We start from the raw sequence: 12,911 nt of genomic DNA on the forward strand, positions 1-12,911 counted from the left end.
AGGCGGTGGCTTCACTGATCAAGGAAGCGGCGGCGGGGCGCGGCTAGCAGAGATCGTTCAGGGGACACCGCCAGCGAGTCACACAGATCGCGCGTAGCGAGCCGCCAGAGGTGTGGCGAACGAAGAGAAGGCGAAACACCAAGAAATCACGCGACGGAAACTTCCCTGCAACCTCCGCCGTGCACTCTGTAAACTGAGACGCCGCGGAAGGGACGCGATCATGACCACAGACAAAAAGGCCAATGTCAGCTCCTGCCATGACCTGGCAACCGGGGATGAAATCGTCGCCCGGTACAAGGGCGCCCTCGTTCACCGGGGACGGGTCACAGAGAGGGCGCCCGACCACGGGCTGTTCTGGATCACTGACGACCTTACGGGCGGACGCCGGCTGCTGGACATGGCCCAACTGGAGATCTTCCGCGTCCCAGATCCGGTCATTCGTGATGCCGCGCGCGGAATATCCCGGACATAAAGACATCCGCATACTGACTCGTACTCTTCTCTGGACCCCTCGGCGACCGATTTCCGCGGCCCAAAGCCCTCGCCTGACCTCAGCCACGCCCATGGATAGGTCCCGCCCGAACCTACAGGACCTCCAGCGCCTCCACTTCGACGGCACCGGAACTCCACCCGGTGTTGGCCAGGCCGGAGCGGACGGGGTGTGAAACCACAGATATGGCCCACCCCCAAATCCTTTGGCTGGGCCATATCCGTGGCGGTCAGTCCGTCCCGGCGTGGTGCCCGGAAGGGCGTCCTCCTTGCGCAGCAAACCTGCGCCGATGAACTTCGTGATCAACCAGGGACAGGAGCTCGGTGGACGCATTTGGTGCGTCGGCGTTCTGGACCTGGCGTAGCGACTGGCGCAACTTCAGGAGGTCATCAGCTGGCACCAGGGGCCAGCCTCCGTATCTGTGGAATACCCGTTCGGGGTGCTCCGGGCCGACTGGATCGGTCATGCGGCGAGTCTCGCTGCGACGTCGGACCGGCCCCTGTGACGGGTGCTCGGACGTGGGGCGAGAGTTTCCGCCCCGGAACCGCTGAGTGCCCGGAGCGCTTCGTGGGAATCGCAATGAAGCTGATTTAGGTCCAGCTGAACAGCGAATCCCGGCAAGATCCGTTCGGCGCGTCGCACCACAGCAAGTAGACCGCGTACGTTGTCGGAGGTGAGTCTGCCGGAAGGCCGGACAATGACGGAGCTGGCGTCCATGTCAACGGAGACAGTGACGGCGAGTTTGGTGGTCATAGAAACAAAGCTCTCTACGAAACACGAAGAGGCCGTCTGCAGGACCCCACCCCAAGAATACCTTTGATGGCTGCAGGCAACCAAATTTTTTGTGAGTTGCGTTACACGGTCCGTACCGCTGCGGAAACGCGCGGGCTCCGGGAACTCCCCGCGTTAGTGGTCGAAGTTATCAACTGTCAGGTTGGGGTATTCCCAACCTGACGTCAGGAAGGGGCCGGCATCCGAGTCAGGCTACAGTCGCTTGTGCTACTGACTGACACTTTTCCTTCAGATTCATAGAGTCTGACAGCGTTCTTCGGCCGGCGGACCAGGTTTTGCCCCAGCCTTTACTTCAGCTGAAATTCGGCCCAGAGCGGGTAGTGGTCGGAGATGCGCCAGGAGAATTCGTTTCCGGTGAGGCGAGCCATGATGTGTGGGATGAGGTCGAACGAGCCGCTTGGCGCCGGGGCCGGGACGCGCGTTGAAGCTTGCCGGCAGGGGCTGCAACGTCTGATAGCTGATCGGCTGGCGGTTCGTCGTGGCTTGGTCGCCGTGACCGGGGCCTTCGGTGCCCGTGACCTCTCGTCGGCTTCAGATCCGGCGGGACGCGTTACTTCTCCTGGTCTCCGGGGCGGCGGGACTGCTCGCGGATTTCCAGTTCCTCTTCGTATTCGCGCAGGTCGTTGGCCTGGTCGGCGGAATCACCGTGCCACTCTTCGCCGCTGACCTGGCGCTCGAACTCCTGGGTCGGCTGCGCCTCCTCAAGGGCATCGATTTTTTCCTCAAACTTCTTCTGCTCGGACTCATCGCCCATTACGTCGCCTCTGTATCTCTTGGGTAAACATGCTGCCGCACGAAAAACTGTCCCTGAGCCACCAGCATAGGTCCGGCAACCGGGACTGCAAACAGCCGGCGCAGCAGGGACCCCACCGAGTGTCCGGCTCTGCATTCCCTTTCGGCGGTCACGGGCCGGACGGGTTGGTCCTCCTGCCAGGGTTGCGGCCGGTCAGCCTGCGGCCACGCCCGCTGCCTGTGCTCCTAAACCGCCAGAGCGTTCTTTTGGCGGGACTTGATCGTTGAGCGCTGCCCGCAGCTGGTGCAGGTGATGGTGTAGGCCCTGGATGTGGTGAAGACGGGGATGAAGAAGAGGGTGAGTTTGGTGGCCCGCTCCTGCAGATAGTGCTGGACGAATTGGCCGCAGTACTGGCACGTCGCCATCCGTCCGGGCAGGTTCTTCAAGGCAGTTTTGAGGCCGAAGAGTAGAAACATTGTGTGTGCCTTTCAAATGAGGTTTCCCGTCAGGGCAGCGCTGGCGCTTCTCGTGGGTGGAGTCCGGCGGCGAGGCCCGAGAGCAGGATGGTAATGCCTTCGTCCAGTTCGGCCATTCCGTCGTAGTCGGCGAGGACTGGGGCAAGGGCGCGGAGGCGGGGGAAGTCCTTCGCCGGCAACCGGTGCAGGCCCAGGCGGAGAAGGGCCTCGTTCTCGTCGGGGTCCACGACGAACTCCTGCAGCTCGTTGAGGATGTGCCCGTAGAGGTAGCCGTAGTACGCGCGGTAGACGTGCAGGGCGTCTTCGGGTGCGAACCCGGCGTCGATCAGCAGGGAGAGAATCTGTTCCAGGGGCCGCAGCGTGCCCAGCGGCCGAAGGCCCAGGGGAGTGGACAGCGGGCGGGTCACGAGCAGCGGTACAACGTTGGGGTGCCGGAGCGCGATCTCGCGCAGATCGTGGGCGATGCGCCGGAGCTGGGCCTGCCAGTCGGGATCATCGGGGAAGATGGCCAGCTCATTCAGGACGAGCTCCGATACGCCGTCCAGCAGCGCCGCGCGGTTTTCGGCGTAACGGTACAGGCCCATGGGATCCCGCCCGAGTTCCTGCCCGAGCCGGCGCATGGTGAGGGCATCGAGTCCCTCGGCGTCCACCAGGGCCAGCGCCGCGGACAGAACAATCTCCCGGCTGAGCCGTTTTTTCCTGCCAGGAGCCGCGCCGGGCACCGGATTCTCTTCGGGTGACATGGTCTTCCATTCTCGTGGATGCCGACAAACCGCCCTCTTAGGAAAGTAAGGGTGCTTGCTTATTTCGTAGTCTACGCCTACAGTCTACATTGTAGAGAAGTTGTTATCACCGGTTTCAGAAGCGGGACCCTGGTTGCACGGCCGTACCGACCCCTCACACCAACCACAGGAGATCCCATGACTGCGCACAACACCCAGACCACGCACGCGGAGACCATTCGCAACACCAACGACATCAAGATCTCGACCAGGACCCTTGAGTTCGCCGTCTATGTCGCCGCCGTGCTCGCCACGATCATTACCTCGGCCGTCGTGGGGGACAACGCCAGCGAAAACGGTGTGGATGTCTTCAATGCCCACGACGCCATGCAGCTCATCACCTGGCTGACCATCGGTCTCATGGTGGCCCGCGGCCTGGCCAAGGCCGGCAACCGCAACCACGGATAACGTCTGCACAGCGTCCGGCTGCAGTGCTGCCGAGACGATGATGGATCCTGGTGCGGCGCCCAGGTAGGGGCAGCGCCAGGATTTTCAGCCCGAAACCGTCTTATCCCGGATCTGCAGTGCTGCACGCATCCGGAAACCTGCTTCAGCGCCCCGTGCACGGCCTGAACGCTTTGCTGCTGTAGCCACATGGCGGCACGAAATGCACCTCGAGGAAACGAGCCACTCATGGCAACTTCTCAGTACGACCAATTCCTGCAGGAAGCCACTACACAGGACCCTGCATCCGACCGCGGGCTGGGCAGGGACTGCCTCTACGGCCTCTACATCAGCTGGTGCTTCCTGAATCAGACCACGCCGCAACCCGAAGATGCCTTCTGGGCGGCCATGAAAGAGAAGCAGATCCATCCCGAGCGCACCGGCCTCCGCATGAAAGGCCCGGCCGCAGCGGATTACATCCTGGCCAGCTACCCGGGCGTGGTCTGACCCGGATGTCGACGACTTCGCACACGTACGTGCCGCGGGATTCCCACCAGCCGCGGGGCCGACGCCTCTGGTGCGCGGAATGCGACACCGACCGGCACCTCCTCGTGGACTCCGTCACCACCCTGAACGCGCAGCAGGAAACACTGGCCGCCGCCATCACCTGCATGCAGTGCGGCGGCTCACGTGTCCTGGCGACCACCGCGGCCTTCGTCGCGACCGTCCCGGGGCGGAGCGGGGACAACGACGACGTCGTGCACCGGGACGCCGCGTACGTCCACTGCCAGGAACCCATGTCACCCGCGGACCCTGAGCTTCGGGGCGTGCAGTGGCCGGTTTCCACTCAACCCGGGGCTACGGAGTTCCTGGGCGCCTATCTCCGGACCCGGGTTCTGCGGTGCCGGTGCGGATTCCAGATGGAAATACCCGACTAATGACAGGCAGCCTCCTTTTCGGCTCTGCAGTCACCCAAGAACACGGAGCCATCGTGACCAGCAACGACAGCGCACACCAAACCGCGCACCCGGCATCACCTGGGGAACGCCCCGGCTTCGGCTTGAGCGACCTTGACCTGACCCCGCAAGGGCTCGCGGACGCTCCGGCGAGCGAAACTGACCCCGACAGCCTCGTTTACACCGGCAACAGTTGAACAGCAGAACAGCTCAAGATGGCCCAGCGCCCGCTCCCGTCTTTTTAGCCGCCTAGGCCGCCAGAATGCTGTTGTCGGAGCGCGCCGCGCGGTTTGACTTGCGGCTTCGGGTCAATTATGTTCAACAGGTTCCTCCGCGTCCCCCAATAGCGGATGGAAGCCTCAGTGAAGGCCCCCGCGCTCTCCCCCAGGATCGAGCGCGGGGGATTTTCTGCATCCTGTGAGGCGTTGCGTTTTGGCGCAGTCTGCTCAGGCCGGCTCCATCTTCAAGGGACGACGGAGCCGGTCTCTGGGGTGCTACTCGTCATTCCGAGGGAGAAATGACGCCGTGGCGTGCCCCTAACCGGGCTGCTGTGCCACGGCATAAAAGTAGGCGCCCGACCTGCATGTTTCCTTGGCCTTCCTCGGCCAACGAGGTCCCGGACAGATAATCGCCTCTGCCATGACACCGCCGCGGAGCGTCACGGACAGGCGGGATCCGTTCCGCCCCGATGCCCATAGAATTTGAATATTACAGGAGCCCGGAGTTGAACCGGCATGGCGTTATGAAGGACACGATGACCGAGAAATTGCATCTCACCCCGGAGGAATATTTCCCGAGGACCTGACTGAGGTCGGAGATCGGCAGCTGCAGGTCCTGGACAGCCAGGTCCAGCGCCAACTCGATCATGAGGTCATTTCTGAGGGCGAGCCGAACCCGGAGACCGAGTTCCGGCACTATGAGCTCGATGAAGAGTTCGGAAACCGAGACAAACGTTAGTCAGCGGAGGGCAGTGGGCTCCAGGAGGGTCGCCGGGGCTGCATGGGCCCACTGCTGGGGCCTGTGTACGCCGCCCGACGGGGGATTCCCGGCACATAGGAAAGCCCCTCGACGGAGGGGCTTTCGCGGATGAAACAGTGGGTTGGTGGTGTTGGTCAGCGGTGATGTGCGCCCCCTTCCCGGACGTCATGTCCGTCTGCGTGGATTCGATACCGCAAGACTTTAATAAAATGATCCGCGGATCGTCCAGCCGCGGTGCGGCGTGTCTTGCCGCACCCGGGACCGCCTTCCGTTGAATGCGACGTGGGGCACAATGAATCCATGTGCGGAAGATACGTGATGTCCAAGGCCACCGGGGATCTCCTGAGCCAGTTCGAGGCGAAGGAGATCGAAGGCAGCCCGCCGCCGCCCAGCTGGAACGTCGCCCCTACCCAGGACGTGCCCATCATCGCTGAGCGCCTGGACGAGGGCTCCGTGGACCGGCGGCTATTGATCGCCCGCTGGGGTCTGGTTCCGTCCTGGGCCAAGGACATCAAGATCGGGTCGAGGCTGATCAACGCCCGCAGCGAGTCGATCCTGGACAAGCCATCGTTCCGCAAGGCTGCCGTCAAACGCCGGGCGCTGGTCCCGGCGGAGGGATATTCCGGGGCGGGTCGAGCAAGGATCCAGCGGGCCCGCCAGATTGGTGGTGCGGTTTGGCTAATTCGTTGGTGAGGCGTGCATGCCACAATGAGGCCCATGACTCGAATCCTCATGATCGGCATCCACGCGCGAGCCCTCGACTATAGCAAGCTGCCTCCTGGCCTCGACGAGGCCACGATGACCGAACGGATCGAAGCGGGGTTCGGGGCCACTACGGCCGCCGGCTTCGACGCCGTCAACTGCCTGATCGGCACCTCCCCGGACGAGGCCGAAGCAGAGATTCGCTCGGCGTTCGGTCGTGATCGTTTCGGCCTCGTGATGATCGGGGGCGGCATCAGGATGATCCCGGAGTACACCGAGCTCTTTGAACGGATCATCAACGTGTGCAATGCGGAATCGCCCGGAATCACCTTCTGCTTCAACACATCGCCCGAGACGACTCTGGACGCGTTGGAGCGTCACGCCCAGCCGTGAACGTCTGCGACGCGATCCGGTGCGTCGACTAGCCTCGGCGTTTCGTGTCGGCGGTCATGAGATGAGCCTCTGCTCACGTGCGGCTGCGATGTATTGGGAATAGGTGCTCGCCTTACGGGCACTGTTGCGACACGGAGCGACCAAAAAACGCCGCCACAGAGCGACCAACTCCACACGTGCAGTGTTTCGTGCAAAGGTCAGTGTCGGCGTTCCGCGAATTGGCGCGGCGTCAGGAGCCGCGGACGATGCGGTGTGGCCAGCGCACGAATACGACCGTTACTGGTCACGCTCACTCGCGGTGGCGCCCGGTAAAGGATCGGCTTGTGGATAGTCGTGGTTGCTTCAGTGGTCGACTGGGTACTCCGACGGCTCAGCCGCGTCCTGTCGCCAGCCTGAAGATTTCGGTTTCGACCTGCGCTCTCGTTCGTCCGTGAGATTCTCCCCAGCCTGCGAGCAGATCCAAGTATTCGCCGTAGGAAACCGTGCTGTTCTTCTCAAGGGGCACTTCGGCTGCGTCCTCGAGCCAGCCGACGATCCGGTCGTCGAAGATCGGGGCTGCGTTCGGGTCATCAGGGCCGTCGACGGCTGAAGTGAAGTACAGCCACTTGGTGAAGTAGGAGGACCTGAGGTGGAGGATGCGGCCGTCGTTGTTCATCAGTCTGAAAGCCTCAAGAGCCCCGTTGGCGCGCACAGACCTGGCTCCTGCTTCCAGCCGGTCTGCGACGAAGGGATCCATCGGTTCCGAGATCGCGTCTGTGCTCTTGGCCTTGGTCTGGGTGAGTATCCACCGTGTCCGAAGTGCGCCCATGCCAGCGGTGGTGCCCCATCCCCACACCATCGCCGCGATGAATGCGGGGAGGACTCTGCCTGCATTCAGCTCTGCTGAGACCGCGTCAAGGGTTGACTGCCGGCTCACCCTCTCGGGAAGACGGTCCAGGAGCGATAGAACGTCCGGAAGGTCGTGCATTTGGTCGAGCCACGGCTGCTTCGTCCAAAGGAATGGGCTCTGAGGCCGGGCTTCGCCTTCGAGGGCTTCCGCCAGTACGGCGGGGACGGGCGTTGTCATGGGCCAATCCTCGCCCAGCGCACGGGTATTTTCCCGGCGCGCTGGCATGTCGGTGGCAAGAAATCAGTGGACCCAACCATTTTTAGCCCTACGAGGCCGTGAACGCCGCCCCGGTAAGGGTTCCGTAAAAGGAGCGGCACAGTACCGAAAGTTGCATCTGTGACGGGTGATCGGGGGGTTGTGGGACACCACGGAACAATCCGCACGGAAGCCTAAGTTCCCGCTGGGTCCCGAAGCTGACACCTTGCGCAATGGCGGCGACGCGAGTCGTCCGGAAAACGCCGGCCGGCCTTTCGCTTACTGGTGAATTACGGAGCGCCCACAAGCCCCTGAGCGCCGGCGCTCCGGCTTTGAAGCGCCACGACTGGGATTAAGTGGGAGGGCGGGGATCAGAACCGTGACAGGAGCCGAGCCATGGACTGGAATGACCCGGTCAGTGCAGCGCTGATTCCGGCCAAGGCCAGAAGTACGCTCATGGCGATGACCTGCGCCAGGAAGAACAGCAGCGCCACCCCAAGTGTGGCGGCGTACGTCAGCGTAAAACTCAACGTTGAAGGTTCGCTCATGCAGCAGTGACCCCCAGCCCGATTCTATTGCCTCGTTCTCGTCAACACTAGCTGCGGGGCTCTCCCCGGCGTAGATGCAGCGCGGGCACTCTGATCCTGTGGGCCCAGGGCTCTTGCCGCGCGGCGGGTGCCCAGGTAGGTTTTTGCATGCCGTGGCCGTCCGCCCGCAGTGGGGCGGGCCGCGCGGCGGTGGTTGGCCCGGGTGCGGCGTTGGAACTCGCCCGGGCCGCCACCCACCTAACGGGGTGGGCTGCAGCTCCCGTCCGGCCGGTGGGATGCGGGACCGCCGAGGGACAGCTCTCAGACTGCTCTCAGCGCGAAGAGAGACATTGAGAAAAGCCCCGAAAGGCCGACCCCGGCTGGGCCGTCGATCCATAGACTCCGGCCGCACGCTCTCCTCAATCGGCGTGCGGCCGGGCATCACGTCTCCCTCATGCGCAGTCAAAAGGCACCTGGAATGAATAGGACACGGGGCCCTTTTGGCTGGGCATCATGGATGCTCTTCCGGCACCTGCCGACCGTCCAACAATTCGGCGGCGGAGTGAACATCGTTCCCTATTTACACGCGGGACCTGCCTCGGAGGAAGTGGAAAGATTAGGACGACCACGGCAATTACCAGCAGCAGGTGAATGAGCCCTCCGCCGATGCTTCCGAGCATGCCAAGAAGCCAGAGAACAGCGATAATGACGGCTGTTCAAAGCAACACGAGGTTCTCCCTTGTTTGTCTGCGGATGAAAATGCTGATTCTGCGCCCTGCCGGTCTGCATATTTTGGCGCGCGGCGTTCCCTGCAAGGGGCTCGCGCAGGTTCGGTCCGGGTCCCCGTGCGGCCCGCACGCGGCGCCGGCCCGCTCCGGTGCGGCGTAGGGCTGGGCTGGCGTGGCCGGTTAGACGTCAGGGGATTTTTCCGTGGCCGGGGGGTGTTCTCCGGCCAGGTGGTGTGCTTCCTTGAGATGGCGTGCGAGTTTTTCTTCAGCGGCCGCGCGCCGTTGCCCGATGGTGCGCAGCTGGTGTGTGGTCAGATCCTCGCGGCGCGTCCCCGGGGCGGCACGTTGTGCCGCCCCGGGTTCGGTGTGTTCGCTCATGACCGCATCGTCGCACACGATCTTTCGGGGCAAAAGGCACAATTTTGCAACGTCCCAGAGACGMCGGCGTTTCCTGACGGATCGAGGAATCGGCCCGGGGTCTAGGCGGCCGGGGCCGCTATCGGGCCGTTTCCTCCCGCGGGTTTCCGGTCGATCGGGGTGGTCCCGTCGTCGTCGGCGCCCTGGGTGTGGATTTCCTGGGGGAGCGAGGCGAGGGGGAGTTCCCGGTGGACGATGTAGTCGCAGGCAGCCGGGCCCGTCATCGCCAGCCCTGCGCACAGGCCGCCGTGGCGGTCGGGCTGGATGTTCGCCGCGCGCAGCCCCGCTCTGAAAGTTCTGGGCGGGGCGGGCGTGGATCCCCGGAGGGAGCACCAGCTGAGGTAAAGACCGTACAGCTCTTCCTGGGTCAGCCCGTCAGCCTCCTGGATCCGGGCGATGCAGTCATTCACGAATTCGTCTAGCGGTGACTTCAACATCTTGGCCTCCTGCGTCCGGCGGCGTAGCCGCGTATCTGGCACAGCTATCAAGGGGTGAAGCAAACCATCCCGGCCTGGCCGGAACATAGAAAATTTAAAATGCCGGACTGAGACTGTCAACCGGGACATCCGCCTTGATTTCGGTGCGCATCATGGGACCGGCCAGCGGGTTCGTGCAGGGTATCGAGACGTTCATATTTCTGGGACCAGCAGCCCTGACGCTGCGGATCTGCGAGGGACGGGAACCGGGTCGGGGGAGCGGTACTGCGCTGGCCGGTTCCTTGTCAGGGCCCGGACCGGGAGTTAGCCTGATCCACGGGGGGACACGATGAGGGAAGCGGGACCCGATGCATGCGGGCCACCTTTCCCGGACTAAGGAGTCTGTCAATGTCGACTGTTTCCCATCCGCGCAAACACGGGCCGCCCAGCGGCTCCCAGGGACAGCGACTCTGGTGCACTCAATGCCAGACCGATGAATACCTGATCATCGAATCCATTGACACCCTCAGGCCGCCGCGCACCGGGCTGGTCGATGTCGCATACACCTGCGTGGAATGCGACTTCTTCTACGCCCACACCGCCTCGGTGGCTCGCGTTGCCGAGGTCCTGAACCGGCCGGGCCAAGGATCCGGGGTGCTTCAGTTCGGCGGCAACTATCGGCACGGCGGGGAGCCGATGATGATGGTCGGATCCCTGCAGCGCAGCGTCCACGCCACGCTCTCAACGGAACTGGCCGGTGAAGGGCCCTTGGAGGTGTACCTGCGCACCAGGGTGCTGCGCTGCGGCTGCGGGTTCCAGATGGAAATACCCGACTGACACCCCGAACCCCCGCGAGCCGGCTCTTGCCGGCAGGTACGGTCAGGCTTCGGCGATCGTGAAGGCGAAGGTCTTGAGGGTGACGGTGGGGGACCACGCGGCCGCCGCCCGCTGAGGTCGAGGGGGGAACCTACAGCTTGTCGATGCCTGGGTAGGCCGCTGTACGCCTGGGCCGGCTTCCGACGGCAAAGGCAAGAGAAAGCGTTCTGTCCGGTCGGTCCGGGATGGCCCCAGCCTTCTATCTACGCCTTGGCTGTAATACGCAGGCATAGCCTTTTCATCTGTGCAACGTGCCAAAAGCTGCCCGTGCGACGGACAATTGGCGCCATACTTTTGGGACAACTTAGCGGATGGCCAGATTACGTGGTCGTCCGCGGCCTCGGGCAGTTGGGGGCATGTCCCATTTCGCGTGTCCCGGTTCCAAGGAAGTGGGACACCCACGTGATGGGCCATAGGATCGGGCCATGCAGGCAGACTCCTTCAACGTCAACCAGCCCCCGAGCGCCGAGGCCAGAGTGCGACAGTTCCTTGATCTCTCGGACGAGTACCTTCTTCTGGTGCCCCTCCGACGGGAGAGCCCTGCATATTTCACGGAGGGCAGCACTGAAGCTCTTATGTCCCTGCGCGAAGGCTTGCTTGCCCACATGCTTATGAGGAAATTCATTACCAAGGGTGAGAGCGAGAATCTCGAAATGACGAGTACAAGCCGTCGCGGTCTAATGACGGCCGGGGCCGTCGGCACCCTCGCCTCGGCGCTGACGCTCCGGAATGTCTCAGAAAGCAAATGCGACTGAATCCGGCCTGCAGGCAGCTTCGTCCAGCTCGCCGAACACTTACGACGTGACCGCCTGGCGAATAAAGGGACGGCCGGATGTCACTGCCCAATCCGACATCGGTGCGATCATCAACGACATCATCGCCGATATCAGGCAGCGTCAAAAGACCCCCGACACGAGGCCCGGGGCTGCCATCATCATTCCTCCGGGGGACTACGATCTCCGGACCCAGGTCGTCGTGGACGTCAGCTATTTGACGATCGCAGGCTTCGGACACGGCTTCTTATCGCGTAGCATCCGCGACAATGTAGACACGACCGGCTGGCTCAACCTTCAGCCTGGGGGAAGCCATATCCGTGTCCTCACGTCCTCAGCGGCCCCGCAGGCTTTTCTCGTGCGCCGGGCAGGGAACCCTCGCCTATCCGGAATCGTGTTCCGAGACTTCTGCCTCGACGGGGTGGACTTCACGCCCGACGAAAACAGTTATCGCAACGGCAGAACCGGAATCGAAGTGGCCTCGGACAACGATTCCTTCCACATAACCGGCATGGGCTTCGTCTACCTTGAACACGCCCTAATCGTCCGCGGCGCGGACGCCCTTCGAGTGCACGACAACATGATCGCCGAATGCGGCAACTGCGTGGAGCTCACCGAGTCAGGCCAGGCAACAACTGTAAGCGACAATCTCATGGGCGCAGGCCCTGACGGAGTCACGCTCCTGGCGGAGAACCATGAGGGCCTGCTCGTCACGGGAAACAATCTGTTTCCACGGGGTCGCAGCCTCATCGAACTCACCGGCTGCAACCGATGCTCGGTGACCTCGAACCGGCTTCAGGGCTTCTACCCCGGAATGATGCGATTGCTCAACAACTGCAAGGAAAACCTGATCACATCCAACCACTTCCGGCGCACCACGGAAGGATTCCCTCCGTTTATCGGAAAGTCGAACGGCCTGGACGACCGTTAGGGCGTGCTTCACGTAGCGGGCGACAACAACTTGATCTCCAACAGCCTCTTCGCTTACGATGTCGCCCCCAACAAGGTCGTCCCCCCTAACGCCCAGCCCACCATGATCTTGATCGCCGCCGGCGATAGCAACGTCGTCGCCCTCAACCACGTTGTGAGCAATGTAGCGACCCAGCACGTCATTCTCAACGGATCGACCACCCATTCGAAGGTGCTCGACAGCGGCGCTGCATCCACCATCACTTCGTACAGCTCGGACACTGCTATCAGGCCGACACCCTGACAGACCAAGGCGCCAGGAGCGCGTCCCGAGGCATGGCCTCCGTCCTTGGGGCGCGCTCCCACGTATTGTTCGCCCGGACAGCCGTTGTCAACAGACCGAAATGTCACCTCGTCTGTCATCGGGCCCCGGCGTCGACAAGCACCCCAGTGTTGGCCGATTTATCAGCCCCTGCGGTAAGCCAAGGTGTGCTC

Annotated in this window: 20 protein-coding genes; 11 read left to right on the forward strand and 9 right to left on the reverse strand. The window is 63.0% G+C overall.

What is annotated here, in order from left to right:
• Positions 1-220 precede the first annotated feature (220 nt).
• The gene (locus AC1DEY_RS12840; protein ID WP_476868256.1) at positions 221-472 is read left to right on the forward strand and encodes a hypothetical protein; all 252 of its coding nucleotides are present in this window, start codon (positions 221-223) and stop codon (positions 470-472) included.
• A 1,360-nt stretch (positions 473-1,832) separates the two neighbouring features.
• Here the strand turns inward: AC1DEY_RS12840 and AC1DEY_RS12845 are convergent.
• The 3 genes from AC1DEY_RS12845 to AC1DEY_RS12855 all read right to left on the reverse strand — a co-directional run bounded on the left by AC1DEY_RS12845 (position 1,833) and on the right by AC1DEY_RS12855 (position 3,234).
• The gene (locus tag AC1DEY_RS12845) at positions 1,833-2,036 is read right to left on the reverse strand and encodes a hypothetical protein (protein WP_476868257.1); all 204 of its coding nucleotides are present in this window, start codon (positions 2,034-2,036) and stop codon (positions 1,833-1,835) included.
• A gap of 224 nt (positions 2,037-2,260) precedes the next feature.
• A complete protein-coding gene (locus tag AC1DEY_RS12850; RefSeq protein WP_476868258.1) occupies positions 2,261-2,491 on the reverse strand; it encodes a zinc-ribbon domain-containing protein in 231 nt (76 codons plus the stop codon).
• A 29-nt stretch (positions 2,492-2,520) separates the two neighbouring features.
• Positions 2,521-3,234, reverse strand: a complete 714-nt coding sequence (locus AC1DEY_RS12855) for a TetR/AcrR family transcriptional regulator C-terminal domain-containing protein (protein WP_476868259.1) — start codon at positions 3,232-3,234, stop codon at positions 2,521-2,523.
• Between the two features lie 177 nt (positions 3,235-3,411).
• Between AC1DEY_RS12855 and AC1DEY_RS12860 the strand changes: the two genes are divergently transcribed.
• From AC1DEY_RS12860 to AC1DEY_RS12875, 4 genes are all read left to right on the forward strand, one after another.
• On the forward strand, positions 3,412-3,681 hold the full coding sequence (locus AC1DEY_RS12860; protein WP_476868260.1) for a hypothetical protein: 270 nt from the start codon (positions 3,412-3,414) through the stop codon (positions 3,679-3,681).
• Between the two features lie 225 nt (positions 3,682-3,906).
• Complete coding sequence (locus AC1DEY_RS12865; RefSeq protein WP_476868261.1) at positions 3,907-4,164, forward strand: hypothetical protein; 258 nt, start codon at positions 3,907-3,909, stop codon at positions 4,162-4,164.
• 5 nt (positions 4,165-4,169) lie between these two features.
• Positions 4,170-4,595, forward strand: a complete 426-nt coding sequence (locus AC1DEY_RS12870; protein WP_476868262.1) for a hypothetical protein — start codon at positions 4,170-4,172, stop codon at positions 4,593-4,595.
• A gap of 53 nt (positions 4,596-4,648) precedes the next feature.
• Entirely contained in the window at positions 4,649-4,810 is a 162-nt protein-coding gene (locus AC1DEY_RS12875) for a hypothetical protein (RefSeq protein ID WP_476868263.1), read from the forward strand.
• A 511-nt stretch (positions 4,811-5,321) separates the two neighbouring features.
• Here AC1DEY_RS12875 and AC1DEY_RS12880 read toward each other — a convergent pair.
• A complete protein-coding gene (locus AC1DEY_RS12880) occupies positions 5,322-5,480 on the reverse strand; it encodes a hypothetical protein (RefSeq protein WP_476868264.1) in 159 nt (52 codons plus the stop codon).
• Positions 5,481-5,891: 411 nt separating this feature from the next.
• Here AC1DEY_RS12880 and AC1DEY_RS12885 point away from each other — a divergent pair, with 411 nt between their 5' ends.
• Positions 5,892-6,284, forward strand: coding sequence for an SOS response-associated peptidase (locus AC1DEY_RS12885; RefSeq protein WP_476868265.1), 393 nt, complete (start codon positions 5,892-5,894; stop codon positions 6,282-6,284).
• 24 nt (positions 6,285-6,308) lie between these two features.
• Positions 6,309-6,686 (forward strand): hypothetical protein, encoded by a 378-nt coding sequence (locus AC1DEY_RS12890; protein ID WP_028275079.1) that lies wholly within the window; start codon positions 6,309-6,311, stop codon positions 6,684-6,686.
• A 370-nt stretch (positions 6,687-7,056) separates the two neighbouring features.
• On the opposite strand, the gene AC1DEY_RS12895 is transcribed toward AC1DEY_RS12890, so the two are convergent.
• From AC1DEY_RS12895 to AC1DEY_RS12915, 5 genes are all read right to left on the reverse strand, one after another.
• Positions 7,057-7,752 carry an 8-oxoguanine DNA glycosylase OGG fold protein gene (locus AC1DEY_RS12895; RefSeq protein WP_476868266.1) on the reverse strand — a complete coding sequence of 232 codons (696 nt, stop codon included), beginning with the start codon at positions 7,750-7,752 and terminating at the stop codon, positions 7,057-7,059.
• A 389-nt stretch (positions 7,753-8,141) separates the two neighbouring features.
• On the reverse strand, positions 8,142-8,318 hold the full coding sequence (locus tag AC1DEY_RS12900; protein ID WP_476868267.1) for a hypothetical protein: 177 nt from the start codon (positions 8,316-8,318) through the stop codon (positions 8,142-8,144).
• A 431-nt stretch (positions 8,319-8,749) separates the two neighbouring features.
• Positions 8,750-8,977 (reverse strand): DUF5670 family protein, encoded by a 228-nt coding sequence (locus AC1DEY_RS12905; RefSeq protein WP_476868268.1) that lies wholly within the window; start codon positions 8,975-8,977, stop codon positions 8,750-8,752.
• A 228-nt stretch (positions 8,978-9,205) separates the two neighbouring features.
• Entirely contained in the window at positions 9,206-9,403 is a 198-nt protein-coding gene (locus tag AC1DEY_RS12910; RefSeq protein ID WP_476868269.1) for a hypothetical protein, read from the reverse strand.
• Positions 9,404-9,504: 101 nt separating this feature from the next.
• A complete protein-coding gene (locus tag AC1DEY_RS12915; RefSeq protein WP_476868270.1) occupies positions 9,505-9,879 on the reverse strand; it encodes a hypothetical protein in 375 nt (124 codons plus the stop codon).
• 387 nt (positions 9,880-10,266) lie between these two features.
• Between AC1DEY_RS12915 and AC1DEY_RS12920 the strand changes: the two genes are divergently transcribed.
• From AC1DEY_RS12920 to AC1DEY_RS12935, 4 genes are all read left to right on the forward strand, one after another.
• Complete coding sequence (locus tag AC1DEY_RS12920) at positions 10,267-10,695, forward strand: hypothetical protein (RefSeq protein ID WP_476868271.1); 429 nt, start codon at positions 10,267-10,269, stop codon at positions 10,693-10,695.
• Between the two features lie 464 nt (positions 10,696-11,159).
• The gene (locus AC1DEY_RS12925; RefSeq protein ID WP_476868272.1) at positions 11,160-11,489 is read left to right on the forward strand and encodes a hypothetical protein; all 330 of its coding nucleotides are present in this window, start codon (positions 11,160-11,162) and stop codon (positions 11,487-11,489) included.
• A 46-nt stretch (positions 11,490-11,535) separates the two neighbouring features.
• Positions 11,536-12,438, forward strand: a complete 903-nt coding sequence (locus tag AC1DEY_RS12930) for a NosD domain-containing protein (RefSeq protein ID WP_476868273.1) — start codon at positions 11,536-11,538, stop codon at positions 12,436-12,438.
• Positions 12,439-12,441: 3 nt separating this feature from the next.
• Positions 12,442-12,720: a hypothetical protein gene (locus AC1DEY_RS12935; RefSeq protein ID WP_476868274.1), complete on the forward strand. Its 279-nt coding sequence runs from the start codon at positions 12,442-12,444 to the stop codon at positions 12,718-12,720.
• Positions 12,721-12,911 lie beyond the last annotated feature (191 nt).

The sequence above is a fragment of the Arthrobacter sp. 05T47 genome (assembly GCF_056395825.1).